Raw genomic sequence first — 26,169 nt, 5'->3', positions numbered from 1 at the left:
TCTGTTGTTTTGATAAGGAGAAACAGCATTCCTTCGCATTATGGCAAAACTAGACGCAAAAGAGTTATTGATCAAATATCTTTCCGGTGAATGTACGGAAGAAGAGCAGGCGCTATTGGCGCAATGGCACTTGAACAGAACCGCAGACAGGGATGATCAAATGCCTGATTTTGATTTAACGGAAAAGGAGCGGACTGAGGATTTAGAGGAGGTGTGGGGAAGATTACAGCTAGAGGAAGAAAAAGCTCAGCGGGAACATGCCCCGCAGGAAAAAGCTCAGCCAGAAAAACCAAAACGTCTTCTTTTATGGCCTTCAATTGCTGCAGCTGCAGGGGTTGCAATCGCATTAACTGCCGGATTATTATTCTACAATTCTAAATCCGCCAGGGAAGACGAAAACTTGCTGGTACAAGCCGCTATACAGCAAATCCCTGCAGGAGGAAACAATGCCGTACTCACACTCGATGATGGCAGAAAAATTTCTTTATTAGAGGCTAAAAAAGGCACGCTCGCTACTGAGTCGGGTATCAGCATCGCTAAAACTAAAGATGGACAGCTGGTATACCATCTCTCCAACGTCAATAAACCCAATATTTACAACACAATTAGTACCCCTAATGGTGGCCAATATCAGGTGGTGCTGCCAGACGGCACCAAGGTATGGCTTAATGCAGCTTCTTCCTTAAGGTTTCCTTTGACTTTCGATCAGATGAGCGAACGAAAAGTAGAACTAAAAGGAGAGGCTTATTTTGAAGTCGCCAAACAATTTAAAAAGGGTAAATCAGAAAGGGTTCCTTTTATCGTGCAAACTGAAAAACAGCAGGTAGAAGTTTTGGGTACCCATTTCAATATCAACGCCTATAAAGAGGAGCCTGGCTTGAAGACCACGTTGATGGAAGGAAGCATAAGCGTAACTGGCCACAAAAATACAGTGATGCTCAAACCAGGAGAGCAAGCTACAGATCGCGATGGTCAATTGTTATCGGCTAAAGTAGATGTGGAAGAGGTGATGAGTTGGAAAAACGGTTACTTCCGTTTCAACAATACCGATTTAAAGACCATTATGCGCCAGGCTTCGCGCTGGTATAATGTTGATGTCGTGTATGAAGGCAATATTCCTCCGCTTTTAATTACCGGAGAAGTAAGCAGACAGGTCGATGCTACTGCATTTTTGGAGATGCTGAGGTACCTGAATGTCAAGTTTAAAATAGAAAAGCAAACCAATGCCAGGAGTAAGATTCTGGTATCGCTATAATCAACAAATCATAAACCATAAACTAAAAAAGATGAAGAAACAATTACCAGCCCAAGAGTAGGAAAAGATAACTATTAACCCACATATAACCGGGAAAGTGTTGAAGCACTTCCCCGGTCGAAGATCCTGATTGATACTCGGGATCAGTGTCCGGTTAATCATTTCTTTCTGTTTGTCCCGATGCTGATCGGGACGAAAAAAACGTAGCAATAGACCTAACTATTTTTAACCAAACCTTACAAATGTATGTATTTATTTAATACTTCAAAGGGTATGGACAGGGCTCGCCCTTTGCCATATTTTAAACCATTTCAGGTTATTTATGCAAGGTTTTCCAGCATGAATACCTTCACCAGAAAACAAATTATAATGCGGATTAATTTGATCGCTATCCTGATCACTATGACGCTGGTACAGGCTGCGGCGAGTACCTTTGGTCAGAGGGTTACCCTGCGGGAAAAGAATGCCAGTTTAGAACAAGTACTCTTATCCATCAAAAAACAAACTAATTACACTTTTCTGTACAACAGCGACCTGATCAAAAGCGCAAAAAAGCTGAGCTTGAACCTGGAGAATGTACAATTGGAACAGGCATTGGATGCTTGCTTCCAGGGACAGGACCTGAGCTTTAAAATCATCGAAAATACGGTAGTCATCAAGAAGAAGGATTTCACAGTATTGGATCAGCTCAAAAGCACCTTCAAATTCGTAGAGGTCAAAGGAAAAGTACTGGACGAAAACCGACTGCCCCTGCCCGGAGCAACCATTCAGGTGAAGGATACCAAGAAAAATGCCATTACCAATGGGAATGGAGAGTTTGAACTTCATGCTGTAGACGAAAAAGCAATTCTGATCGTCTCTTTTATCGGCTATAAAGAAAAAGAAGTGCCAGTAAGTCAGGGCAGTCCGCTTACCGTTACTTTAGAGGTAAATCCTGGGCTGCTATCGGAGATTTCGATTGTCTCTACCGGCTACCAGGACATTCCTAAGGAACGTGCAGCAGGTTCTATTGTCACCATCAATGCAGATAAAGACCTGAAAGGTAAAATGCAAACCAATATTCTGGATAGAATTGAAGGGATGGCTGCCGGTTTTACCAGTTATAGTTCTGAAGGGAAAACTAAATATCAGATTCGTGGTGTTTCTACCTTGAATGCAGAGATGAAACCACTTATCGTAGTGGATGGAGCACCTTTTGAAGGGGATGTTCAATCAATTAATCCTGCTGATGTGGAATCGGTAAACGTGCTGAAGGATGCTACCGCAGCTTCTATTTACGGCGCACGCTCTGCAAATGGGGTGATTGTGATTACCCTGCGTAAAGGGGTAAAAGGACCAGTGAGGATTGCATATAATGGAACAGCTAAATTTACGCCGCTCCCTAATCCGGATTATGCGAATAAAATGAGCAGCTCAGAGCTGGTGGATTTTCAAAGAGAAATGTTCAGCTACCGGTCAGGTTCTTACGAAGCGATCGATCCGCGTAAATCTATGAACGACGTCTACCGACTGCTGTATGATGCCCGACAAAAACAGAAGGTAAATGGTAAATGGGATGCTGCAGATGAAGCGCAATTACAATCATCCCTGGACTTCTACAGAAATAACGATAGATATGACCAGGTCGTAGACGAATTTATGCGTAAAACAGCCTTGGTACAGCAGCATAACCTATCGCTTTCTGGTGGTTCAGATTTCTATACTTATAACCTGAGTGGAAATTACATGAACAACAATCCCTATGAGCGCGAACAAAGCAATAGCCGGGTAGGCTTTAACCTGAACAATACTTTCAATTTTACAAAATGGCTGAAAGTAAATGTAGGGGTATTGAGCAGCTCCTTAAAGGAAGATTACGACAATGGCGTGATCGGTTTTAACCAATTGAATAACGGTAAAGCCTCTTACTATATGCTAAGAGACAATAACGGAAATCCGGTAAACTGGTACAATTCAAAATCACAATTTGAGATTGACCGTTTAAATGCACTGGGTTTACAAGATGAAAATTATGCGCCAGTAAATTATATGAGCAGTAAACATTATAAGAACAACAGCAATTACCTGAATCTTAATTTTAATGCGACAATGCAATTGGCAGATGGTCTTTCCTTGAATCTCCTTTATCAGAAAGAAAGGACGGATAATTATATCAAGCAATACCTGAGCAAAAATGCCTATGAGGTAAAAACGATGATCAATGATGCCACCAGAATTAAATCTGATGGTTCCAGAGAGTTTCTGATTCCTAATGGCGGACAAATCGATGAAACCAGAGCAGATATCAATTCACATACTTTACGCGCCCAGGTGAATTACAACAAATTGTTCGGAGAGCAACACCGCATTGATTTTATTGCAGGTGCTGAACAACGCAGCATGCTAGCCACAAGTACCAGAGCATACAGATATGGATACAATGACAATAGCCTTTCTTACGGTTTACTGGATGAAGTTGCTTTAGGTAAACAGCAGGTTGGGGTGCAATCACTGAGTAACAGTTTCTTTTATTCCAAAAATAAAGAGGAGGGAATCTTCAACAAAGAAGACCGCTTTGTTTCTTTCTATGGTAACGGATCCTATACGTTTGATCGTAAGCTAACCGCAACAGCAAGTATCCGCATGGACCAATCGAATTTGTTTGGTACCAATCCTAAATATCAATATAAGCCACTTTGGTCTACCGGATTATTGTACGTGCTTTCTGAAAATGACAACGACTGGCTTGACCGTTTGGCCATTCGCGCCACTTATGGTATCAATGGTAACATCTCAAAAAAAGGAGGCCCATATCTGATCATGAAAGACTATGCCAGCCCTAACCCAATGAACAATGAAGCGCAGGCGTATGTGGACAGTCCACCTAATTCTGGCTTAAGATGGGAGAAAACCAAGGTGACCAATTTTGGTATGGACTATAGCTTGTTGAAAGGTAAGTTTTCTGGAAGTATAGACCTTTACAATAAGAATACAAGTGATCTATTAGGGGAAAGAAATCTGGATCCAACTCTTGGCTGGGATAAAATCTTTATGAATTATGGCAGCATGCGCAATCGTGGAATTGATGTTGCTTTCAGCAGCAAGAACCTGTCGACCACTGATTTTAGCTGGACGACCTCGATGAACTTCAATTACAATCAAAATGTGGTGACCAAAATTGAAAATGCCGACAATACAATTTACAGTTATGTAGAAGATCCAAATAAAAACATGAGGGTAGGTAAGCCAATGGGGGCGATATATGGCATTCGTTATAAGGGATTAGATGCTGCAGGCAGACCAGTTGCATGGACTAAAGATGGTAGGGAGGTGAGCAAAACCACTGACCTGATCATGGACGATCTCGTTTATCAAGGTACAGTTACGCCACCTTTTTCGGCTTCATTGATGAATACAATCAGCTATAAGAATTTTGACCTGTTTTTCATGTTCATTTACTATGGTGGAAATAAAATGCGTGATGTGATCAGTCCATACCTAACCAGGTTGCCGGAATTGAACTACACTGCGAACATGGATAGACTGGCCTTAAATTATTGGAAAAAACCTGGGGATGAAAACATTCCAGGAATTGCTCCTGCTTTTTACTCCAATGCTTCAGATGTGATTACACAGCTCTGGACAGCAGCAGACCAAAATGTTCAAAGAGCAGATTATATCAAATTAAGGGATGTTACGATCAGCTATTCTCTGGCTAATGCATTCCTGAAGCAGAATTTTATCCAAAAATTACGCTTGAGCTTCCAGGTACAAAACGCATGGAGATGGTCTGCAAATAAACAAAACCTGGATCCTGAAGTTTGGAGCGGTCCTAGTTTGATCCCAGTAAATAGTACCAGTGAAGTAGCAAAACCTGCAATTAAACCGCCTCCATCAAGAGGTGCTTATATTCCAGCAACCTATACATTCGGTCTTTCTGTTAATTTTTAATCCATAACCTATATACAAATGAAAAAGATATTTATTGCTTTATTGCTTGCTGCAGGGATTTTTACCGGATGTAAAGATTATCTGGATATTAAGCCAAAAGGATACACCATTCCTGAGTTTTTTGAAGATTATAAAAAGTTATTAAATAATAGCAGCCTGAATAGAAGTTCCTCGGGTTATCCAAATTACCTGACAGATGATGCACAGGTTGGAACAGAGAAAGATGTCAATAGTGCTACAGATTATACTTTGTATACCCTATTAAAACGGAACCTATATAGTTTTGCCCCTGGTGCTATTTTAGAATCGGGAAATGACGATAGCTTTTATGAGGCCGCTTATTCGAAAATCTTTACTTACAATACGGTTATCAATAATATAGAAAATGTTCCCGATGGTGTGCCTGCTCAAAAAAGACAGTTAAAAGCAGAAGCGCTTGTTGGAAGAGCTTTTGAGTATTTTAATTTAGTCAATGGTTATTCCGTTCAATACGATGCCGCAACTGCCGCTACCGATCTTGGTGTTCCTTTGGTATTGGTAGAAGATGTAACGAAAAGTTATACCAGAAATACGGTGGCTGAAGTCTATGCACAGATTTTGAATGATTTGGCAGCAGCAGAACCTAACCTGAGCACGATTGCAGATCATAAATTTCGTCCTACAAAAGCAGCAGCGAATGCGTTGTTAAGTAAGGTTTACCTGGTGATGAGCAAATACTCAGAAGCACTGCAAAATGCCAATGAGGCTTTGAAGGTGAATCGTAATTTGATCAAATACCAGGATTATACCACCAAACTAGGGCTGACCTATGGAAGAGTAATTCTGTCAAGTAATAAGGATGTGTTTTTTCCTCCTGTCGATAAGAGCATCGAAACCGTTTGGGCACGCCAAACAGCTTCAAGTTCTGGTGCGGTGTTTGGAGAATTATACGCCAGCAAAGATTTATTAAACACTTACGCTAAAGACTTACCTGCAGGGGGGATCGACAAACGTTTAAATCTTTTCTTCTGTACCGATTCTGCACAATTGGGAGGGAATCTCACCAGGTTTCCTGGAAGATCACTCTGGGCGCCTTACATTGAATTTAACATGGCTTTCAGTTCAGGAGAATTGATGTTGATCGCTGCGGAAGCAGAAGCCAGAGTTGGAGATATGGGGGTCGCTTTGCAGCACCTGAACACCCTGAGAGATGCACGTATCGTTGGCAATAAACCATTGACAGCGGCTACGAAAGAGGAAGTCCTGGTTCTTGTGCTGGAGGAAAGAAGAAGAGAAATGCCTTTCCAGGGAATCACACGCTTGATAGATTTGAAACGTCTCAATAAGGATCCGCGTTTCGCCAAATCTGTCAGCCATTTTTTCGGAACACAAACATTTACCCTGCCGGCCAATGATAAACGTTATGTGCTGCCAATCCCACCTAAAGTATTGGCGCTAAATCCTTCCATTCCAGTGTTGGATCGTTAAAAAAAATGTATTGCCTTCGTAAGCTGTTGCTGCCTGTTTAAATAGCGGCAACAGCTTAATGATCAAAATCTGGGCTTTTGAGTCCCCTTATAAAACAGAATATATGAAATACCTCAATCTATTTATATTCCTGCTGATCGCTACTGGCATCAAAGCACAGGAAGAAATCAAATTTAACCAAACCACAACCTGGGCTGGTACTACCGCTAAATCCGCTGACGAAGGCAAGCTGATCTTTATCGATTGCTATACTTCCTGGTGTGCACCCTGCAAATGGATGGACAAAAACGTATTTAATGATGCTTCAGTAGCTAACTTCTTTAATACTCATTTCATCAATGCTAAGATTGATATGGAAAAAGGAGAAGGAATTGAGCTTCGTAAAAAATATAACGTGCAGTCCTTCCCGACCTTTCTTTTTGTAAATGATAAAGGGGAAGTGATCCATAGAACAGCTTCAAAAATGACAGTTGCCGAATTCCTGGAAGAGGGAAAGATGGCCGCAGATCCGAAAAGAAACTTTTCTTTCCTAAGTCAGAAGTATGAATCTGGACAAAGGGACATCCCTTTTTTACTGGATTACTTTTTGGCAGTACAGAAAACAGACCGAAATAAAGCAGAACTGATCGGAAAAGATATTTCGGAACGCATCACCTTAAAGGAGTTAAATTCAGCTCTAGGTTGGAAAGCAATTAAAGCCCTGGCGAGAACAGAAAGCGACCGTTTAGGTGGCCATTTCATGGCCAATCAAATGGCTTACACTGCTTTTGCCACGGAAGAAGAAAGAGAAAAGCTGAAAGACCGTTTGATCACCAGTACCATGTATGGTTACCTGTACAGTAAGAATGAAAAGGCTTTTATGGACCACCTTTCTTATTTTAAAAACGCTGATAGAATTGACCGCAGAAAGCAGGGAATTATGCTGGAAGCAGATTTCTACCTGGACAACAGCAGGACTTCAGAATACATCAGAATAACCGAAGCAGCGCTGAAAGGTGATTTGAAAGATGATGCAGAAAGATTAAGCTTTTTAGCTAGAAGAGCAGATTCTAAAAATGTTTCCTATGGTAAGGAGCGTTCAAAAGGAAAAGATGCAGCCAATCCTAAAGTGCTGAAACAAGCTTATAAGATGGCAAAACGCGCGGCATCCTTAGAGCCGGAAGAGTATGCTGTTGTCAGCACTTTCGCTAAAGTATGCTTAACCCTTAAAAAGAAAGAGGAGGGATTGATCGCTGCAAGGAAATCAAGAGCCCTTGCCGATGCAGAAACTTCGAAAATTCAGAAACTTGCGCAGGAGCTGCTGGGTAAGATCGAATTGTTATAATAAAATAATAGCACACCTAAAACGTAAACATAGAAAATGAATAACTTATTAAAGATTTCAACTTTGTCGCTAGGCTTGGTTACCTTGTTGAATGTAGCAGGTGCAAATGCACAGCAGGCAAAAAGTTTTACTGTAAAAGGTGAACTGTCGGGCGTAAAAGACGGAGAAAAAATCTTATTCATCCGCAGTACAGATCAGAATACTTCAGATACCCTTTCGCAAACCATAAAAGGAGGGAAGTTTGTGTTGAAAGGAAGTGTAAAAAATAGTGCTGAGTTTTTCAGCATTCGGGTAACGGACAAACGCATCAGATACAATGCATTTTTAGACAATTCCATCATGACCTTAAAAGGGAATGCGGATGATCTTTCTCAATTGATCATCACTGGATCGCCAGCACATGCAGATCATTTGAAATATTTGTCAGCAGTGGCTCCTCTAACCAGTACGATGAGGGCTTTGAACAAAGAATATGGCGATGCGAAAAAAGCCAGCAATGAGGAGAAAATGGCAGCTGTAAGTCAGAAGTTTGATGAGATAGAAGTTGAACAGGGAAAAGTAACGGCTGAGTTCATTAAGAACAATCCGCAATCTTATTATACGGCCTATCTGATCTTAAATGGAGATGTTGAGCCATCAACCACCTTACCAGTTTATAATGTATTAGCCGCAGCTGTAAAAAACAGCACTTATGGCCTAAAGTTAAAAGAACGTTTAGATGCCTTAATAAAAGTAGGGATAGGGGTTAAAGCACCAGATTTCAGTGCGCAGACAGCAGAAGGAACGACACTTTCTTTAAATGAGGTCGTGGCTAAAGGTAAATATACACTGATTGATTTCTGGGCGTCCTGGTGCGGCCCATGCAGACAGGAAAATCCAAACCTGGTAGCTGCTTATGAAAAATTTCATGATAAAGGGTTAAACGTACTTGGCGTTTCACTGGATAAGCCAACTGCAGCTGCTGCATGGAAGAAAGCTATTGCCGACGATAAATTAACCTGGTACCAGATTTCTGACCTTCAATACTGGCAGAGCCCAATGGTGAAATTATATGCAGTTAGAGGGATCCCTCATTCTGTTCTGGTAGATGCTAAAGGTATAATCGTAGCGAAAGACCTTAGAGGCAAAGCGCTTCATGATAAGCTGGCTGAACTTTTAAAATAACAGCTATAATAGCTGCTGAAAAAGGCTTATTGAACTGTTTCATTCCACCAGTTCAATGAGCCTTTTTTATTTAAAGAGCTGGAACTCGATTACAGGAAGGAGGGGAGAAGGTGGTTTCGTATCAGCAGGATTTTTAGGCATAAAAAAAAGCCCCTGGTTGATGAGGGACTTTGAATTACTTTTGTATGATATTAGTAAGGAAAATCGTCGTTACTTTTATTGGCTACACCTTCGTGGTTCTCGGAGTATTCGTAACGTTTTTCAACTACATCCTGGTGGTTTTTGATATACTCAACAGTTTCATTTAATCCTTCTGCAAACTTCTCAAAATCCTCTTTATATAAGAAGATTTTATGCTTTACAAACACGCCGTCTTCTAGTCTTTTCTTACTCTCAGTTAAAGTTAGGTAATAGTCCCCTGATCTTGTCGCTTTTACGTCAAAAAAGTACGTTCTCTTACCGGCCCTTACTTTCTTCGAAAAAACCTCTTCTCTCTCTTTGTTGTCAAATTCTCCCATGGTTGGTAATAATCTTGGTTTTTGGTTCGGGTAAATATAAAGGAATAATTATTAAACTTCAAAATAGAAAATTACACAAAAGGACTTTCTTTTGCTTATTTCTGATGCAAAATCCCATACTACCCCTTTAAGGGGATGCTTATATGGCAGAGCTGCTGTTTGTTTCCTCTTCTAACAATTGATTTTGATACATTTCAGCGTAATTGCCATTAATTTGCAACAATTCGGCGTGTGTACCTTGTTCAATAATCTTCCCATCGTCTAAAACCAGGATTTTATTGGCATTCTTTATAGTGGATATCCGATGCGCAATCAGAATACTGGTCTTTCCTTTCATCACCCTGCCCAGGTTGTTGAGGATTTCTTCTTCTGTGCGGGTGTCGACTGCGGAAAGACAATCGTCGAAAATTAAGACTTTCGGCTCTTTAATTAAAGCACGGGCGATAGATACCCGCTGTTTTTGTCCGCCGGAAAGGGTAATGCCCCGTTCGCCAAGCATGGTTTCAAATTTGTGCTCAAAATTGATGATGTTATGATATACAGCAGCATTTTTAGATGCCTGTATCACTGCGTCTTGATCGACTACGTCCAGGCCAAAGGCGATGTTGTTTCTGATTGTATCCGAAAACAAAAAGACTTCCTGTGGAACAAAGCCAAACTGACTTCTGTAATGCTGTAGGTTAAGCGTATCAATCGCCACACCATCCATCATCAATTTCCCTTCGTCCACATCGTACATGCGCATCATTAAGTTCGCTAGGGTGGACTTCCCAGAGCCTGTACGGCCAATGATGGCTACAAACTGGCCCTGCTCAATCTCAAAGCTGATGTTTTTTAAAGCTTGAATTCCGGTATCCGGATAAGTAAAGCTCACATTTTCAAAACGGATATTTCCGTTCACCGGCAAGATGTCTGCATCGCCGGAAACAATCTCTGGCTTCAAATGAAGAAACTCATTGATCCTTTTTTGAGAAGCCGAGGCACGTTGAATCAGTGTGGTGACCCAGCCCAGCATAGATACTGGAAAAGTAAGCTGGTTTACATACACAATAAATTCCGCTATATTTCCTGGAGTAATGGCACCTTCGATGACTTGTTTACCGCCGATATAAACGGTTAAGATGGTACTCAAGCCAACAAGCAGGAGCATAGTCGGATAAAATAAAGCCTGAACCTTTACTAATCCCATGGCATTATTTTTATAACCCTGGCTTTCTGCTGCAAAGACTGCTTTAGTATGGTCTTCACGCACATAAGACTTGATCACTCGGATCCCCGAAAACCTTTCCTGCACAAAACTGCTCAGTCGGGAAAGCTGTTCCTGAATTTCCTCACTTCTTTTATTGATAATGGTATTGACAAAATAAATGATCACCACCAGTACCGGAAGGGGAAGCAGCGAGAAAATTGCCAGCGTACCATTGACCGAGAACATGGCATAAATGATCAATATGAACAATACACCTGTATTGATGGCATACATGATGGCAGGCCCTACATACATACGAACCCGGTTTACATCTTCAGTCGCACGGTTCATCAAATCGCCGGTATTGTTGCGGCGGTAAAAACCCAGACTCAATTCTTGGTAATGGGCATAGATCTCGTTCTTCATGTCGTACTCAATATGTCTGGACATCAGAATAATGGTTTGACGCATGAAAAAGAGGAATATCCCTCTCAGCAGATAAAGTACAAGTACTAAAAGTCCAAAGTAAAAGAGACTCTGACTAAAGATATCATAGATGATGCTTCGGCGTTCGAAACCTTCAAATAAGCCATAGATCTGTATGTTTTCAGTAATTAAATTGAAGGCATGGCCGATCACTTGTGCCGGGATCACTGCGAAGATATTCGAGATGACCACGAAAAACACCCCCGGAATAATCCACCATTTATATTTATAGAAGTATTTGTTTAAAAATCTGAGGTGTTTCATGAGTAAGCAAAGTTAGCCAAATGAAGGTAATTTTTTTAAAGACTTTGGTTAAAACTGTGTAAATAATGTTTTTTTATGCTAGTTTTGCGACATATCTGATAAACAAAATTATATGCCTGATAATAGTTCTCTTGTGAATTCAGTTTTAGATCAGTTAAGCGCCGCAGGGCATAAAAAGGTCGTTTTTTGCAATGATCCCGATACCGGCCTCAAAGCCATTATCGCTGTTCATGATACTACATTAGGTCCTGCTTTAGGCGGAACAAGGATGTGGAGCTATGTTTCAGAAGCGGAAGCATTGGAGGATGTACTCAGATTATCCAGAGGTATGACCTATAAAGCAGCGATCACCGGATTAAATATTGGCGGTGGTAAAGCAGTAATTATTGGTGATTCCAGAAAAGGAAAATCAGAAGCCATGATGCGCAGCTACGGCAGATTTATCAAAAACATGAATGGAGAATTCATCACAGCAGAAGATTTAGGAACCACCACTAAAGATATGGAGTATATCCGTATGGAAACCGAGCATGTAACCGGCGTTCCAGAATCTTTGGGTGGAGCAGGTGATCCAGCACCACACACGGCAAAAGGTGTGTTTTTAGGCATTAAAGCCTGCGTAAAAGAGGTGTTTGGAACAGATATGCTGGCAGGACGTTCAGTAGTAGTGCAAGGAATTGGTAAGGTAGGGGAACACCTGGTAGCTCTATTAAGAGCTGAAAATGTAGAAGTTTACATCAGTGACATCAACGAAGAACGTTTGCAGCATGTTGCACGTACTTATAAAGCCAAGCCTATTGCGGCCGACAAGATATTTGGAATAGACGCAGATATCTATGCGCCATGTGCCTTAGGAGCTACGGTAAATGATAAAACCATCCCTAAAATGAAGTTCGCCATTATTGCGGGTTCTGCAAACAATCAGTTGGCAGATGAACTGGTACATGGGCAGCTATTATTAGAAAAAGGGATCTTATTTGCACCAGATTACCTGATCAATGCCGGCGGTTTGATCAGCTGTTACTCTGAATTGACAGGTTACGGTAAGAAACGAACCATTCAGCTGACGGAGAATATCTACAATGCCACCCGCGATGTGATCAGGATGTCTAAGAAGGATAAGATTTCAACTATCCTGGCTGCCAATCACATTGCTGAACAAAGAATCATCGATATCAAGAAAATAAAATCATCATTTTAATACACAAATCACAAATTAAATCACCGGTAATTTACCACTCGTTCTTACACATTCATGTTAAACAGAAGGCACTTAAGAATTAAAGCTTTGCAAAACATTTTTGCATGGCAGATGACAGACAAGAGAGATTTAGCTTCCTCAAAGAAAGCTTTATTGGAAAGTATTGACAGCGTGTACGAGATGTACATCTGGATGCTATCACTACTTGTTGAAGTTACAGAATACACTAGCATCGACGCTATTGAAAGGTCAAATAAACATTTGCCTACACCAGAGGATCTGAACCCTAACATGAAACTGCTCCACAATAAGTTTGCGGTTACACTAAAAGAAAACCCGGACTTTAAGGACAACGTCAACAAATATCAGATCAACTGGATGTCTGATCCTGAATTTGTAAAAGGTATCTTCAATGCCTTGAAAGTTACTCCTGAGTATATCGCTTATCTTGCAGATGAGGACAATAGCTTAGAAGAATCCAAAGTAATCATCAAATTTATCTTTAGAAAGATCATTTTAAAAAGCCATAATATCATTCAGGCTTTTGAGGATAAATTCATCAACTGGTCTGTAGATAAAGAAGTGATGCAGGGAATGGTTGCGAAAACTTTAAAAAACTTCACTTCAGAAGATCCACGCAAAAACAAACTGACGCCAATCAGTCAGGACTGGGAAGAAGATAAGAAATTCGTAGAAGATCTTTTCATTTATACCCTTAAAAATAACAAAGAATACCAGGAACTTATTGCCGAACGCACCAAAAACTGGGAGTCGGAAAGGATTGCATTAATGGATACCATTCTGATGAAAATGGCAATCTGTGAATTGTTGAATTTCCCGTCTATTCCTGTTAAAGTAACGATTAACGAATATCTTGATCTATCAAAAGATTACAGTACTCCGAAAAGTAATTCGTTTATTAACGGTATCTTGGACAAAATTTTAGGCGACCTGAAAAGAACGGATAGCATCCATAAATTGGGCCGCGGATTAATCGAAGAATAAAGAATATGAAACGAATCTTGTTAATTGCAATTGCAGCGATGACATTTGCTTCCTGCCAAAACACAACTAAAACTGCTGGTGCAAGCACTGAAGCAGGGACAACTTCCCTTGCTGAAGGTACCGATCCGGTAGCCGCAGCTGATGCCGCAGTGATGACTTTTGAAAATGAAAACTATAATTTCGGTAAGATAGCTCCGGGAGAAAAAGTTCATTACGAATATAAGTTTAAAAACACGGGTAAAAGCCCTTTAATCATTAGTAATGCAACCGCAACTTGTGGTTGTACTATTCCTGAGCCACCTAAAGAGCCAATTCTTCCTGGTGCAACAGGCAGTATTAAAGTAGTGTTCGACAGTGCGGGTAAATTTGGAATGCAGGATAAAGTCATTACAGTGACTTCAAATGCAAATCCAGCCGTTGCAGAACTTCATTTAACAGGAGAAATTAAAGAAACTAAATAAGTATTAATAAAAAATCTTATATATAATTATGATGTCAACAGTAATCTTACAAGCAACAGGTGGTAGCAACATGCTAGGTACTCTGGTACCAATGGTTTTAATCATGGTGGTATTCTATTTTTTTATGATCAGACCTCAGGTTAAAAAAGCTAAAGACCATAAAAAACTGGTTGAAGAGTTGAAAAAAGGCGATAAAATTGTAACTACTGCCGGTATTCACGGTAAAATTGTAGATATGAACGACACTACTTTCGTTATTGAAGTAGAAAGTGGTACTAAAATCCGTTTTGATAAAACTTCGGTCTCTTTAGATGCAACGAAAGCTGCAGCTCCTAAAGTTGACCTTGCAAAAACTGAAGCTCCAAAAGCATAGGTTTTACAGCTATACTGGTAAAAGCCGCATCCTTGTTTGGTGCGGCTTTTGCATTTCAGTATATTTGATTACTTTGTCTATATGCCCATCATCAAACTCACAAAAGTAGAGCAAAAGCGTTTTCTGGCGCTGGTCACCTGTCTGTTCCTGGCTGTTGCGGCATGGTTGTTCATGGCATTGAACAATAAATATGTTTATACGGCCAAAACGGTACTCGACTATAAGAACTTTCCTCAAAAGAAGGCCTTTCATCCGCTGCAATCAGATACGGTTGATTTACAGGTGGAAGGAACGGGATGGCAGCTGTTGTTTGCCCGATTGAGGATCAAACCACAGTCGATTTCCATTAACCTGGAACAATTAAACAATAGGAATTATGTGCTGTTTTCTGAGCAGCTGTTCAATGTGAACCGTCAGCTGGAATCTTCTCAAAAGATCATTTCTGTAAAACCAGATACGCTGTATTTTGACTTCTCTGAAAGGAGGGTAAAAAGAGTTCCTGTGAAACTGGTTTCCAACCTTCAATTTGTACCACAGTATGGCTTATCGAATGCCATAAAAGTAAATCCGGATTATGTGACCATCTCCGGTCCGGAAGAAGATATTGTTAAGATTAAGGAATGGAATACCGATACTTTGAAGTTGGAGGATATCCAGAGTTCTACGGTCGCCAGGGTAGCAATGGTGCAGAATAAGATGAAAAATGTAAACATCTTTCCAACCAGTGTAGACGTGAAATTACCGGTGGATGAGTTTACAGAAAAAGTGATAGAAGTGCCTTTAAAGGTGATCAACAACAAAGAGTATTACAATGTAAAACTCTATCCTAAAAAGGTGAAGGTGACTTTAATGGTCGCACTGTCTAAGTACAGTCAGATCAATGAAGAGTTCATAGAGGCGGTAGTAGATATGAATGAATGGAAGGTTTTTCAGCACAATGAGTTAACCGTTAGGTTGAATCGCTTCCCTGATTATTGTAAACTAGTGCAGATTAAACCTGCTAAAGTTGATTTTATTATAGAAAGATAATGTTAAAAATAGGGATAACAGGTGGGATTGGAAGTGGAAAAACTACGGTATGCCGGGTGTTTGAAACCTTGGGCATTCCGGTATTTTATGCGGATACCGTAGCCAAACAAATTATGGTTACTGACCCCATCCTGATTCAAGGGGTAAAAGATACTTTTGGAGTAGAAAGTTATACACCTGAGGGGGTATTGAACAATAAACACATCGCCGGGATTGTCTTTAATCAGGCAGCAGAATTGGAAAAGCTCAACCAATTGGTGCATCCGGCCGTATTTCGGGCTTTTGAAACCTGGGCTACTCAGATTTCATCGAATGTACCCTATATCCTCAAAGAAGCGGCCTTGCTTTTTGAAAGCGGCTCGTATCAGCTTTGCGACCTTAATGTGCTGGTGGTTGCACCCTTAGCAACCAGATTACAGCGCGTCATGCAGCGCGATGGAGTAACTGAGGAACAAGTGAGGGCACGTATGGATAAACAGCTCTCTGACGAAGAGAAAGCTACAATGGCGGATATGCTGGTCCACAATAATGAAACAGATTCTTTAATTACACAAGTGATGGCTTTACATCATCAATTCTTAAATACAAACCCTTAATGATATTAGATGATTTTATAGTTGCTACAAAAACTGGTTTATTTTGTAGATATGGTGATTTTTATCTGGATCCAAAGGAAATAGTGAAAGACGCGGTGATCTCCCATGCCCATGGAGACCACGCCATCGGAGGTAACCTCCATGTTTATTGTACGGAAACGACCTCATTGTTTATGAAACACCGTTATAAGAAATTTGCCGGAGGTGAGTTTCATTTAAAAGGTTATCATGAAGATTTTACGCTGAATGGCGTGAAAATCAGCTTTATTCCTGCCGGACATATTCTGGGCTCGGCAATGATTTTAATGGAGTATCAAGGCATTAAATACTTATATACCGGTGATTATAAATTGCAGCCGGACAAGACTTGTGAGCCCATTGAGTTTGTACCCGCAGACGTGCTCATCACAGAGACGACTTTTGCTGATCCAAATACCCGTCACCCAGCAGCTGAAGAGGAAATTTTGAAACTGAATGGAACGCAGAGTAACATTATGCTAGGCGCTTATGCCTTAGGTAAATGCCAGCGATTGATTAGTCTGATGAATGACCATTGTCCGGAAAAAAGGATACTGGTACACCACAGTATGATGCCTTTTGTGAAAATTTATGAGCAGAATGGAATAAATATGGGAAAATATGAAATGTACGATCGTAAGGTGATGAAGAATACACCAACCAATATGGTGTATATGGTTCCTCCAATGGTGTTTAGGAGCTATTTTAGAGCTATAAATGTAATTAGAGTATTCGCTACGGGTTGGAAGCACTTGCAAAACAATAGTGAAATTCAACTGTATGTGTCTGATCATGCAGACTGGAACGACATCATTTACACCATAGATCAGGTAAAACCTACAGAGGTTTGGACCAATCATGGCGATGGAAAGCAGCTGAAGGAACATTTTGCAAATAGTTTGGTCGTTAAATTGCTTACATAATATGATAGAAGGGATAGACTATTATTTGAATGAAGATGGGCTAATGGTTTTTACTGAAGCTTATCATCTAAAAAGGGGCTATTGCTGTAAGAATAAATGTAAACACTGCCCATGGGGATTTGGTAAGAAAAAGACCAGTCCAGGAAAAGGGAATGAGAATAAACAGAATGACTGAGATGCAGTTGGAGAAAGAAATAAAGGCTACAAAATTTAAAGATATATACCAGCAAGCAATTGCGAATTTGGTGTTTACCAACAGTTGGTGCAATGATTATTTTAAACAGGTCATTGCTCCTTATGAGATTACTCCTCAGCAGTTCAATATTTTGAGGATTTTGAGAGGACAATATCCTGCGCCTTCCACGATCAATTTGTTGAAATCAAGAATGCTGGATAAGATGTGTGATGCTTCCCGCATCACTGAACGTCTGGTACATAAGAAATTGGTGGCCAAAGGTGTGAATGTCCATGATAAACGGGCGGTTGATATTTTAATCACGGAAAAAGGATTGACTTTACTCCGTAAAATGGACGATGGGGTAGACCTTTCCGCGCTGGCAGCAAAGAACTTGTCGGCTGAGGAAGCACAGCTACTGAACGACTTACTGGATAAAATGAGGGGTTAACCCTAGGTATTCCTGTGCAAAAAAACGCTGAGCTGTTAACAGCTTAGCGTTTTTTTGTGAAAAATTTTTCCAGCTAACTTATTGAATACGTTATTGACAGGTAGTTCCTCGAAATATGCAAAACATCAAGATAGTTAGCTTGAAGGAGGTTAATGCTGGTGCGTTTGGCCGGTCATGAAATAACCAATCAGGGCAATGCCCACACCACACAATACCGCAATCATTTTTCTTTTACTCACTTTGTGGTCTACACTTGACTCAAATAAGATGGTCGTAGAAATGTGTAAAAAGATACCAATTACAATACCCATGATCTTGTTGAAGTAGTCTTCAACACCACCAATAGTGCCGTTGCTTAAGCCATAACTTACATAAAATCCTAGTGGTGCCATGATTGCAAAAATGCTGATGTAAAAAAGCACGCTGTTTCTTTTGAAATGGCTTTGCATCAAAATACTGGCCAATGCAAAAGCAGCGGGAATATGGTGTAAGGAGATGCCAAAAATTAAGGCATTGTGCTGATCCTTGGCCAATGGCATCCCTTCCAGAAAGGCATGTAAACAAAGACTGATCATGATCCCATAAGGAAATGCTTTTGAATCTCCGTGTTTATGGATATGGCCATGTTCTACCCCTTCGGAAAACTGTTCCAACAGGATTTGAAAAAGGAAACCAATTAGAATGAAGATCCCAATCTGCGCATGATCTGGTCCGCTGTATGCTTCTGGAATCAGGTGTAATACCGTAATGGCGAATAAATAAGCCCCACTAAAGGAAAGAATTAACTTCAGCAGCTGCGATTTATCGCTCTTCACCATAAAAATGGCAGAGCCTCCTAAAAAGGCGCTAAAGAATAAGATGAGCAACTTCCAGATTTCCATTATACTTGTGGTTGTATTTTTTTGTAGATGATTGAAGTACTGAAACCAATCAGGCTGCCGAGAAGGGCGCCAACCATGGTGTCAATTGGGTAGTGAACCCCAACATAAATTTGTGAGAATGAAATGATAAAGGCCCAGGCCAGTCCGATCGGTAAAATAGGCTTCCATTTATCGTAAAATACGAAAATCAGGAAAACGGCCATGGCAAAATGATTGGTGGCGTGAGCAGAAGGAAAACTGTATCCACTGCCGCATGGCACACGTCGAACGAGTTCTCCAACCAAATCGATGTCGTTACAAGGCCTGATGCGTCCGGCTAATGGCTTGATCACTCTTGAAGCGATTAAATCACCCATCGCCACTGTGAATGCCAGCATCCCTATGATATACCAACCTCTTTTCTTGTACTCTTTTACACAAAAAATGATGATAAATAGATATAATGGAACCCAGAAATAACGATTGCGCATTAAAGGAAGTAGCCAGTCAAAAACTGGGTTGCCCATATCGCGGTTTACTTTAAGGAACAGTTCTACGTCAAATTGATGCAGGGCTTCTAGCATATTTTTTTGCAGATTAAAATCAAACGGTCAGATTTAGCCTCGTCAAAGGGCTCTAAAGCATAGTTACCAAAGGTTTCCGTGACTTGTAAGCCGCTATTTAATAACATTCTTTCAAAGTCTTCTTTTTGAAAAGCTTGTACACGTTCTTCAAAAGCGAAAGATTTATTGCGGTGTTCGAAATTGATATGTTTGATGATCTTGCCATCAGCAACAAATTTATGAAGGTGAAACTCTATGCCTTCCATTGTTTTTGTTTCCTGCTGAGTCAGGTTTTTGATGATCTTTTGAGTATTGAAATAATCGATCACCAAGGTCCCATCAGGCTTTAGGCTTTTCCTGAATGAGGTTAATGCGCTTACATGTTCTTTTTCTGTTTCAAAATAACCGAAACTGGTGAACAGGTTCAAGGCAAGGTCAAAATAATTGATGAATGACAGCTTACGCATATCGTGCACGAAAAAATGCAGGTTTTTCTGCTCAAATTGCTGCGCATATTTGATGCTTTGTTCAGAAAGATCAACTCCGGTTACATCATAACCTTTTTTGTTCAGGTAAATGGAATGTCTGCCGCGTCCGCAGGCAATATCCAGAATCCTGGAATCAGCAGCAGGTTTCAGGTGTGCCGACAGGTTATCAATTAAGAATTCTGCTTCAGCATCATTGCGTTGACTATATAAAATATGATAATAGGGAGAGTTGAACCAATATTGAAACCACTTGCGCTGCATAAAGCCCGTTTTTGTTGATGTTTAAGAAAAACACAAATATAGTATTTTCAAATGCAACAATGAGGATTATTTAAGCTTCCTACATGATTTTAATGATGTTAATTTTACGATTTGAACTGCTATAAATCAGGCTTTATGTTGTTTTTTTCCTATTTTTGAAAAAAAACCGAATAACTTGACACTAATAAAATCTATCTCCGGAATAAGAGGAACCATCGGAGGAATCGCCGGTAATGGCTTGACTCCTATTGATATCGTTAAATTTACAGCAGCTTACGGCTCATGGATTATCAATAAAACGAACATTAAGAAAATTGTTGTTGGACGTGATGCCAGAATTTCTGGTGAAATGGTGAACAACCTGGTCATCGGTACCCTTCAGGGCTTAGGCATTGAAGTGATTGACCTGGGTTTGTCAACTACTCCAACAGTAGAAATCGCAGTGCCACTTGAAAAGGCTGGTGGTGGGATCATCTTAACGGCAAGTCACAATCCAAAACAATGGAATGCTTTGAAATTATTGAATGATAAAGGTGAATTTATCAGCGATGCTGATGGAAAAGAGCTTTTAGAGATCGCTGAGAAAGCAGAATTTAGCTTCGCTGAGGTAGATGATCTGGGTACGGTGACTAAGGATGACAGCTATCTGCAAAAGCATATAGATGCTGTTTTGGCCTTACCTTTAGTGGATGTTGCTGCTATTAAAGCAGCAAACTTCAAGATTGCGATCGACTGTGTGAACTCTACAGGAGGAATTTTTGTTCCTGCATTATTGAAAGCTTTAGGAGTAGAAACGGTTTATGAATTGTACTGTACACCTGATGGTCATTTCCCACACAACCCGGAGCCATTGCCAGAAAACTTGACGGAAATCGCTAAAGTAGTGAAAGCTAAAAATGCTGATTTAGGTATAGTAGTAGATCCAGATGTAGACCGTTTATGTTTTGTATGTGAAGATGGTGCCATGTTTGGTGAAGAATATACCTTAGTTGCAGTGGCGGATTATGTGCTTAAAAACACACCTGGAAATACGGTTTCTAATCTTTCTTCCACCAGAGCATTGAGAGATGTAACGGAAAAAGCAGGAATGGAATACCATGCTTCAGCAGTAGGAGAGGTGAATGTAGTAAATCAAATGAAAGCAAATAAAGCGATCATCGGTGGTGAAGGTAACGGTGGTATCATTTATCCGGAATCTCATTATGGCCGTGATGCTTTAGTAGGCATCGGTTTATTCTTAACGCATTTGGCGAAGTTTGGTAAGTCGATTTCTCTTTTGAGAAGCAGCTATCCAGCTTATTATATCTCTAAAAATAAAATTACATTAACCCCTGAAATGGATATCGATGCCCTATTGGTTAAAGTTCAGGAGAAATATAAAAATCAGCCTACCAGCACTATTGATGGCTTGAAAATAGAATTTGATAAAGAATGGGTGCATTTACGTAGGTCTAATACAGAACCAATCATTCGTATCTATAGCGAAGCAGGCAGCGAGACAGTCGCTGAAAACCTGGCTTCAAAGATCATATCAGACATCAAAGAAATTTTAAAATTGAACTAATGAAGGTAAACAGGATCTATTTAGACAATGCGGCAACAACGCCTCTGGATCCAGAGGTAATTTCGGAGATGGTGAATGTAATGACTAATTATTACGGGAATCCATCTGCAATTCATGCTCAGGGTAGAGAGGTAAGAACGTTGGTAGAAAAAGCAAGAAAAACAGTTGCCGGTCTCTTAAATGCGACTCCTGCTGAGGTTTTTTTTACCTCTGGAGGTACAGAAGCTGACAATACCGCTATTCGCTGCGGAATTGCTGCTTTTAACATCAGGCATGCCATTACTTCGAAGATTGAACACCATGCAGTAGAACATACTTTAGATATGCTGCTGAAACAAGGTGTGATTGACAAGCTGAGTTTTGTGAATATCGATGCAAAGGGAAATGTTGATTACGACCATTTGGAGCAATTGCTAAAAGAAAACGGCCGTTCATTTGTTTCTTTAATGCATGCCAATAACGAATTGGGTACCCTAACCGATATTGAGCGCGTAGGAGAGATCTGCGAGCAGTATGATGCCATTTATCATTGTGATACCGTTCAGACGATGGGTCATTACCAGCATGATGTGAGAAAGCTAAAAGCGCACTTTATTGTATGCTCAGCGCATAAATTACATGGTCCCAAAGGCGTTGGTTTCCTATTTGTAAACCACAATGTGAAAATAGCTCCGATGATTTATGGTGGTGCACAAGAACGCAATATGCGTGGTGGTACAGAAAATGTATACGGAATTATCGGGCTTTCAAAAGCCCTTGAAATGGCGTATGCAGAAATGGAAAGTCACCAGAACCATATTCAGGGTCTAAAAGATTACTTGAAAAATAGATTGAGTACTGAAATCGCTGATATTAGTTTTAATGGCGAGACAGATGCGGATAAGAGCTTGTACACGGTATTGAATGTTTCTTTCCCGGCAATGGATATGTCTGACATGTTGTTGTTTAACCTAGATATCAACGGCATTTCTGCTTCTGGCGGCAGTGCTTGTTCTTCAGGATCTAACATCGGATCTCATGTGTTAACAGGTATTCATGCAGATCCAAACAGACCATCTGTAAGGTTCTCTTTCAGTAAATACAACACGAAAGAAGAACTGGATATTGTAGTAGATAAAGTCAAACAAATCGTAAGTCAGAACGTTACTGCATAAAGAGTTTTCCATGCAGTTTCACCGAATTACTACGGCCAGCGATCCCTCGCTGACCTTTATAAAAAAACTATATGAGGATGCCTTCCCTCCGCATGAGCGGAGGGATTGGGATTCCTTACTCAAACGAATTTCTACGGATCAGGAAATGCACTTGGATCTGATTCATACTGACGATGGACATATTGGTTTTATCATCTGGTGGGAGATCTCCGGTAGTTATTTTGTAGAACATTTTGCAATTGATGCGGAGTTAAGGGGCAAGAATTATGGCGCTTCCGTGCTCAATTATTATAAATCATTGCTTCCAGGCAGGATTCTGCTAGAAGTAGAACCTCCTGAAGATGAATATTCCATTCGTAGAATCGGGTTTTATGAACGTCTTGGTTTCCAGGTATTAGATTTTAGCTACCGACAACCTTCTTATACCGATCCCCTGGTATCGTATCCAATGTTATTGATGGCCACTTCGACATTTCAAGAAACTGAGCTGACTGTATTAGCCGCGCTGATCAAGGAAAAGATATATACGCCAAAGTCTTTACCTGCTCATTCGTAAGCAGAATCTATCCAATTTTTTTGTGATTTTTTAATTATATTATATTAAACATAAGTGAATATACGTTGTTTCTATACTGGGTGCGGTATCATCAATAAAATCATAATGTTATGAAAAGGCCGGAAAACAACAATGAAAAACACAGTCATCGAAAAACGGTGTACAAAGAGACAGAAGATTTTGGAAACAATAAGCCAGATACTGGCGATACCTCTTCTGCCGGAGACTTTAGTCGGACAGATTTTTTCAAGCACCACCGCAGAACAAATAGGCCTATGGGATCCAGTCACGAGCCCGGAACCTTCCCAGGAAGGTAAACTTAAGCGTCTGTTCTAAAGTAACAATTACAGCTACATTGCTTAGGAAGGCACCATATTTAAATATTGTGCCTTTTTTTATTTAAAAAAATCTCCTACTTTAGGACTGTGCTAAAACGTTTTTAACACATAAAACAATCGTTTGTTTACAGAAATGTTCAAATGGAGCGTTTGAGGCTAGATTTTAAACCAAATAACATAAACTACTTATCCAATATCATGATGATGAAGCGTTACTTAACCGCATTATTGATTGCCGGTTCTTCCGCAGCTTTTGCGCAAACCGTTGGTAAATTGAGCGATCCGGTTGAATGGATCAACCCTTTGATGGGGACGGCAAGCAAGCCCTCAATGTCTAACGGAAATACTTATCCAACAATTGCCCTGCCATGGGGTATGAACTTCTGGACACCACAAACCGGTAAAATGGGAGATGGATGGGCCTATACTTACGACGCCGATAAAATTCGTGGCTTCAAACAAACCCATCAGCCATCACCATGGATGAACGATTATGGTCAGTTTTCGATCATGCCAGTAACCGGTAAAAAACGCATTGATCAGGATGATCGCGCCAGCTGGTATTCGCATAAAGCGGAAGTAGCTAAACCTTATTACTATAGCGTTTACCTGGCAGACGCTGATGTGACTACAGAGATCACACCTACAGAACGTGCGGCACAGTTCAGGTTTACTTTTCCAAAATCGGATAGCTCTTTTGTAGTGATTGATGCTTTCGACAAAGGATCTTACATTAAGATTTTTCCTAAAGAAAGAAAAGTGATTGGTTATACTACCAGACACAGTCATAAGATGACACCTGAAAACTTTAAAAACTATTTTGTAGCCTATTTCGATAAAGATTTCGTGTCTGCGAATGCCTGGAAAGGTAAAGAGCTGTTGAAAGATGAACTGGAGATTAAAGCAGATCATTCCGGTGCAATCGTAGGTTTTAAAACTAAAAAAGGGGAACAAGTAGTAATGAAAGTTGCTTCTTCTTTCATCAGCTTTGATCAGGCAGAACTCAATTTAAAGAGAGAACTGGCCAATGATACTTTCGATGCTACCAAAGCAAAAGCTAAAGATATTTGGAATAAAACGCTAAGCAGAGTGGCTGTTGAAGGCGGTACTGTAGACCAGACCCGTACTTTTTACTCTAGCTTTTACCGTACTTTATTCTTCCCAAACAAATTATATGAATTGGATGCCAGCAATAAAATTGTGCACTGGAGCCCATATAATGGCAAAATTCTGCCAGGTTATATGTTCGCTGGAACAGGATTCTGGGATACTTTCAGGGCATTGTATCCTTTCTTGAACCTGGTTTATCCATCTATAAATAAAGAAATGCAGGAAGGTTTGATCAACGACTATAAAGAAGGCGGATGGTTACCAGAATGGTCTAGCCCAGGTTATGCGAACGTAATGGTAGGAAACAACTCTGCTTCGGTAGTGGCTGATGCTTACATTAAAGGACTTCGTGGTTATGATATCAATACGCTATACGATGCCTTGATCCATGGTGCAAACAATGAAGGGCCATTAGATGCAGTAGGGAGAGCAGGAGTGAAGTATTATAACGAATTAGGTTATGTACCTTATGATGTGAAAATCAATGAAAATGCGGCGCGTACTTTAGAATATGCGTATGACGATTTCACGATTTACAAATTGGGTAAAGCTTTAGGTAAGCCGAAAGCAGAGACTGATCTTTATGCAAAACGTAGTATGAACTATAAAAACCTTTTTGATCCAGCTAGTGGATTGATGAGAGGTAAAAATAAAGATGGTAATTTCCAATCTCCGTTTAATCCTTTCAAATGGGGTGATGCTTTTACAGAAGGTAACAGCTGGCATTATTCCTGGTCAGTATTCCAGGATATTGATGGACTTTCTAAATTAATGGGTGGTAAAGAGAAATTTGTTCAGAAACTGGACTCTGTATTTACTTTGCCTCCAATCTTTGACGACAGCTATTATGGTGGTGTAATCCATGAAATTCGTGAGATGCAGATTGCCAATATGGGTCAGTATGCGCATGGTAACCAACCGATTCAACACATGATCTACCTGTACAATTATGCTGGTGCGCCATGGAAAACTCAATATTGGGTACGTGAAACCATGAACCGCATGTATAAAGCAACTCCTGACGGTTATTGCGGTGATGAAGATAATGGCCAGACTTCTGCCTGGTATGTATTCTCGGCATTGGGCTTCTATCCGGTAACCCCTGCTACAGATCAGTATGTATTGGGTGCACCATTATTTAAAAAAGTGACTTTAAGCCTGGAAAATGGTAAAAAAGTAGTCATCAATGCGGCTAATAACAGCGATGCCAATAGATACGTTCAAGGATTGAAATACAACGGTGCTGCTTATCCAAAAAACTGGTTGAGCCATTCTGAACTGGTTAAAGGTGCAACGCTTGATTTTAATATGTCAGCAACGCCAAATAAGCAGCGTGGAACGAAAGAAACAGATTTCCCTTACTCTTTCTCTACTGACCCTAATAAATAGGCTTAGAGGCAAAGAATTGAAGAAGTCTACAATAGGGTAGATTTCTTCAATGGAAAT

Annotated in this window: 24 protein-coding genes; 19 read left to right on the top strand and 5 right to left on the bottom strand. The window is 40.3% G+C overall.

Features of this window, described 5'->3' with window-relative positions; translation table 11 throughout:
• Positions 1–40: 40 nt before the first annotated feature.
• The 5 genes from AQ505_RS21055 (at position 41) to AQ505_RS21035 (ending at position 9,140) form a co-directional block, all read left to right on the top strand.
• Positions 41–1,255 (top strand): FecR family protein, encoded by a 1,215-nt coding sequence (locus AQ505_RS21055; RefSeq protein WP_062550000.1) that lies wholly within the window; start codon positions 41–43, stop codon positions 1,253–1,255.
• A gap of 369 nt (positions 1,256–1,624) precedes the next feature.
• Positions 1,625–5,185: a SusC/RagA family TonB-linked outer membrane protein gene (locus AQ505_RS21050; protein WP_197286249.1), complete on the top strand. Its 3,561-nt coding sequence runs from the start codon at positions 1,625–1,627 to the stop codon at positions 5,183–5,185.
• Positions 5,186–5,203: 18 nt separating this feature from the next.
• On the top strand, positions 5,204–6,652 hold the full coding sequence (locus tag AQ505_RS21045) for a RagB/SusD family nutrient uptake outer membrane protein (RefSeq protein ID WP_062549998.1): 1,449 nt from the start codon (positions 5,204–5,206) through the stop codon (positions 6,650–6,652).
• A gap of 103 nt (positions 6,653–6,755) precedes the next feature.
• Complete coding sequence (locus tag AQ505_RS21040; protein WP_197286248.1) at positions 6,756–7,976, top strand: thioredoxin family protein; 1,221 nt, start codon at positions 6,756–6,758, stop codon at positions 7,974–7,976.
• A gap of 36 nt (positions 7,977–8,012) precedes the next feature.
• Positions 8,013–9,140: a TlpA disulfide reductase family protein gene (locus AQ505_RS21035; RefSeq protein ID WP_062549996.1), complete on the top strand. Its 1,128-nt coding sequence runs from the start codon at positions 8,013–8,015 to the stop codon at positions 9,138–9,140.
• A gap of 191 nt (positions 9,141–9,331) precedes the next feature.
• Here AQ505_RS21035 and AQ505_RS21030 read toward each other — a convergent pair whose 3' ends face one another.
• Both AQ505_RS21030 and AQ505_RS21025 read right to left on the bottom strand, forming a co-directional pair.
• Positions 9,332–9,658 (bottom strand): DUF3276 family protein, encoded by a 327-nt coding sequence (locus AQ505_RS21030; protein WP_062549995.1) that lies wholly within the window; start codon positions 9,656–9,658, stop codon positions 9,332–9,334.
• Positions 9,659–9,797: 139 nt separating this feature from the next.
• On the bottom strand, positions 9,798–11,597 hold the full coding sequence (locus AQ505_RS21025) for an ABC transporter ATP-binding protein (protein WP_062549994.1): 1,800 nt from the start codon (positions 11,595–11,597) through the stop codon (positions 9,798–9,800).
• Between the two features lie 112 nt (positions 11,598–11,709).
• On the opposite strand from AQ505_RS21025, the gene AQ505_RS21020 reads away from it, so the two are divergent.
• The 9 genes from AQ505_RS21020 (at position 11,710) to AQ505_RS20985 (ending at position 17,829) form a co-directional block, all read left to right on the top strand.
• Positions 11,710–12,798, top strand: coding sequence for a Glu/Leu/Phe/Val family dehydrogenase (locus tag AQ505_RS21020; protein WP_062549993.1), 1,089 nt, complete (start codon positions 11,710–11,712; stop codon positions 12,796–12,798).
• Between the two features lie 111 nt (positions 12,799–12,909).
• Positions 12,910–13,803 (top strand): transcription antitermination factor NusB, encoded by an 894-nt coding sequence (gene nusB, locus AQ505_RS21015; RefSeq protein WP_231634951.1) that lies wholly within the window; start codon positions 12,910–12,912, stop codon positions 13,801–13,803.
• A gap of 5 nt (positions 13,804–13,808) precedes the next feature.
• A complete protein-coding gene (locus tag AQ505_RS21010) occupies positions 13,809–14,264 on the top strand; it encodes a DUF1573 domain-containing protein (protein ID WP_062549991.1) in 456 nt (151 codons plus the stop codon).
• Positions 14,265–14,292: 28 nt separating this feature from the next.
• On the top strand, positions 14,293–14,637 hold the full coding sequence (gene yajC, locus AQ505_RS21005; RefSeq protein WP_062549990.1) for a preprotein translocase subunit YajC: 345 nt from the start codon (positions 14,293–14,295) through the stop codon (positions 14,635–14,637).
• A gap of 81 nt (positions 14,638–14,718) precedes the next feature.
• Positions 14,719–15,666 carry a YbbR-like domain-containing protein gene (locus tag AQ505_RS21000; RefSeq protein ID WP_062549989.1) on the top strand — a complete coding sequence of 316 codons (948 nt, stop codon included), beginning with the start codon at positions 14,719–14,721 and terminating at the stop codon, positions 15,664–15,666.
• Complete coding sequence (coaE, locus tag AQ505_RS20995) at positions 15,666–16,262, top strand: dephospho-CoA kinase (protein WP_062549988.1); 597 nt, start codon at positions 15,666–15,668, stop codon at positions 16,260–16,262. Before AQ505_RS21000 ends, coaE begins: the two co-directional genes overlap by 1 nt.
• Positions 16,262–17,203: an MBL fold metallo-hydrolase RNA specificity domain-containing protein gene (locus AQ505_RS20990; protein ID WP_062549987.1), complete on the top strand. Its 942-nt coding sequence runs from the start codon at positions 16,262–16,264 to the stop codon at positions 17,201–17,203. Before coaE ends, AQ505_RS20990 begins: the two co-directional genes overlap by 1 nt.
• Before the next feature lies 1 nt (position 17,204).
• Positions 17,205–17,378, top strand: a complete 174-nt coding sequence (locus AQ505_RS26735) for a DUF5522 domain-containing protein (protein ID WP_197286247.1) — start codon at positions 17,205–17,207, stop codon at positions 17,376–17,378.
• Positions 17,371–17,829 carry a MarR family winged helix-turn-helix transcriptional regulator gene (locus tag AQ505_RS20985; protein ID WP_335337972.1) on the top strand — a complete coding sequence of 153 codons (459 nt, stop codon included), beginning with the start codon at positions 17,371–17,373 and terminating at the stop codon, positions 17,827–17,829. The genes AQ505_RS26735 and AQ505_RS20985 overlap by 8 nt, the downstream gene beginning before the upstream one ends.
• Before the next feature lie 149 nt (positions 17,830–17,978).
• On the opposite strand, the gene AQ505_RS20980 is transcribed toward AQ505_RS20985, so the two are convergent.
• Genes AQ505_RS20980 through AQ505_RS20970 form a run of 3 tightly spaced genes read right to left on the bottom strand, consistent with a single transcriptional unit; the run spans position 17,979 to position 20,001 of the window.
• Positions 17,979–18,710, bottom strand: a complete 732-nt coding sequence (locus tag AQ505_RS20980) for a ZIP family metal transporter (protein WP_062549986.1) — start codon at positions 18,708–18,710, stop codon at positions 17,979–17,981.
• Positions 18,710–19,273 carry a phosphatase PAP2 family protein gene (locus AQ505_RS20975; RefSeq protein ID WP_062549985.1) on the bottom strand — a complete coding sequence of 188 codons (564 nt, stop codon included), beginning with the start codon at positions 19,271–19,273 and terminating at the stop codon, positions 18,710–18,712. The genes AQ505_RS20980 and AQ505_RS20975 overlap by 1 nt, the downstream gene beginning before the upstream one ends.
• Complete coding sequence (locus tag AQ505_RS20970; RefSeq protein WP_062549984.1) at positions 19,267–20,001, bottom strand: class I SAM-dependent methyltransferase; 735 nt, start codon at positions 19,999–20,001, stop codon at positions 19,267–19,269. The genes AQ505_RS20975 and AQ505_RS20970 overlap by 7 nt, the downstream gene beginning before the upstream one ends.
• A 175-nt stretch (positions 20,002–20,176) precedes the next feature.
• Here AQ505_RS20970 and glmM point away from each other — a divergent pair, with 175 nt between their 5' ends.
• The 5 genes from glmM (at position 20,177) to AQ505_RS20945 (ending at position 26,112) form a co-directional block, all read left to right on the top strand.
• A complete protein-coding gene (glmM, locus tag AQ505_RS20965; RefSeq protein ID WP_062549983.1) occupies positions 20,177–21,565 on the top strand; it encodes a phosphoglucosamine mutase in 1,389 nt (462 codons plus the stop codon).
• Entirely contained in the window at positions 21,565–22,719 is a 1,155-nt protein-coding gene (locus AQ505_RS20960; RefSeq protein WP_062549982.1) for a cysteine desulfurase family protein, read from the top strand. Before glmM ends, AQ505_RS20960 begins: the two co-directional genes overlap by 1 nt.
• Positions 22,720–22,729: 10 nt before the next feature.
• Complete coding sequence (locus AQ505_RS20955; RefSeq protein ID WP_062549981.1) at positions 22,730–23,275, top strand: GNAT family N-acetyltransferase; 546 nt, start codon at positions 22,730–22,732, stop codon at positions 23,273–23,275.
• A 110-nt stretch (positions 23,276–23,385) separates the two neighbouring features.
• Positions 23,386–23,592: a hypothetical protein gene (locus AQ505_RS20950; protein ID WP_062549980.1), complete on the top strand. Its 207-nt coding sequence runs from the start codon at positions 23,386–23,388 to the stop codon at positions 23,590–23,592.
• A gap of 225 nt (positions 23,593–23,817) precedes the next feature.
• Entirely contained in the window at positions 23,818–26,112 is a 2,295-nt protein-coding gene (locus tag AQ505_RS20945) for a GH92 family glycosyl hydrolase (protein ID WP_062551143.1), read from the top strand.
• Positions 26,113–26,169 lie beyond the last annotated feature (57 nt).

This window comes from Pedobacter sp. PACM 27299, from assembly GCF_001412655.1.
Lineage (GTDB): Bacteria > Bacteroidota > Bacteroidia > Sphingobacteriales > Sphingobacteriaceae > Pedobacter.
This window is presented reverse-complemented; position numbering and strand designations above follow the sequence as displayed.

Coding starts and splice junctions, on each gene's coding strand:
- AQ505_RS21000 (WP_062549989.1), top strand. CDS start 14,719: ATGCCCATCATCAAACTCACAAAAGTAGAGCAAAAGCGTTTTCTGGCG.
- AQ505_RS20970 (WP_062549984.1), bottom strand. CDS start 20,001: ATGCAGCGCAAGTGGTTTCAATATTGGTTCAACTCTCCCTATTATCAT.
- AQ505_RS21025 (WP_062549994.1), bottom strand. CDS start 11,597: ATGAAACACCTCAGATTTTTAAACAAATACTTCTATAAATATAAATGG.
- AQ505_RS21040 (WP_197286248.1), top strand. CDS start 6,756: ATGAAATACCTCAATCTATTTATATTCCTGCTGATCGCTACTGGCATC.
- nusB (WP_231634951.1), top strand. CDS start 12,910: ATGACAGACAAGAGAGATTTAGCTTCCTCAAAGAAAGCTTTATTGGAA.
- AQ505_RS20975 (WP_062549985.1), bottom strand. CDS start 19,273: ATGCTAGAAGCCCTGCATCAATTTGACGTAGAACTGTTCCTTAAAGTA.
- AQ505_RS20955 (WP_062549981.1), top strand. CDS start 22,730: ATGCAGTTTCACCGAATTACTACGGCCAGCGATCCCTCGCTGACCTTT.
- AQ505_RS20950 (WP_062549980.1), top strand. CDS start 23,386: ATGAAAAGGCCGGAAAACAACAATGAAAAACACAGTCATCGAAAAACG.
- AQ505_RS20945 (WP_062551143.1), top strand. CDS start 23,818: ATGAAGCGTTACTTAACCGCATTATTGATTGCCGGTTCTTCCGCAGCT.
- AQ505_RS20980 (WP_062549986.1), bottom strand. CDS start 18,710: ATGGAAATCTGGAAGTTGCTCATCTTATTCTTTAGCGCCTTTTTAGGA.
- AQ505_RS21030 (WP_062549995.1), bottom strand. CDS start 9,658: ATGGGAGAATTTGACAACAAAGAGAGAGAAGAGGTTTTTTCGAAGAAA.
- AQ505_RS20985 (WP_335337972.1), top strand. CDS start 17,371: ATGACTGAGATGCAGTTGGAGAAAGAAATAAAGGCTACAAAATTTAAA.
- AQ505_RS20990 (WP_062549987.1), top strand. CDS start 16,262: ATGATATTAGATGATTTTATAGTTGCTACAAAAACTGGTTTATTTTGT.
- AQ505_RS20960 (WP_062549982.1), top strand. CDS start 21,565: ATGAAGGTAAACAGGATCTATTTAGACAATGCGGCAACAACGCCTCTG.
- AQ505_RS21010 (WP_062549991.1), top strand. CDS start 13,809: ATGAAACGAATCTTGTTAATTGCAATTGCAGCGATGACATTTGCTTCC.
- AQ505_RS21050 (WP_197286249.1), top strand. CDS start 1,625: ATGCGGATTAATTTGATCGCTATCCTGATCACTATGACGCTGGTACAG.
- yajC (WP_062549990.1), top strand. CDS start 14,293: ATGATGTCAACAGTAATCTTACAAGCAACAGGTGGTAGCAACATGCTA.
- AQ505_RS21035 (WP_062549996.1), top strand. CDS start 8,013: ATGAATAACTTATTAAAGATTTCAACTTTGTCGCTAGGCTTGGTTACC.
- AQ505_RS21020 (WP_062549993.1), top strand. CDS start 11,710: ATGCCTGATAATAGTTCTCTTGTGAATTCAGTTTTAGATCAGTTAAGC.
- AQ505_RS21055 (WP_062550000.1), top strand. CDS start 41: ATGGCAAAACTAGACGCAAAAGAGTTATTGATCAAATATCTTTCCGGT.
- coaE (WP_062549988.1), top strand. CDS start 15,666: ATGTTAAAAATAGGGATAACAGGTGGGATTGGAAGTGGAAAAACTACG.
- AQ505_RS26735 (WP_197286247.1), top strand. CDS start 17,205: ATGATAGAAGGGATAGACTATTATTTGAATGAAGATGGGCTAATGGTT.
- AQ505_RS21045 (WP_062549998.1), top strand. CDS start 5,204: ATGAAAAAGATATTTATTGCTTTATTGCTTGCTGCAGGGATTTTTACC.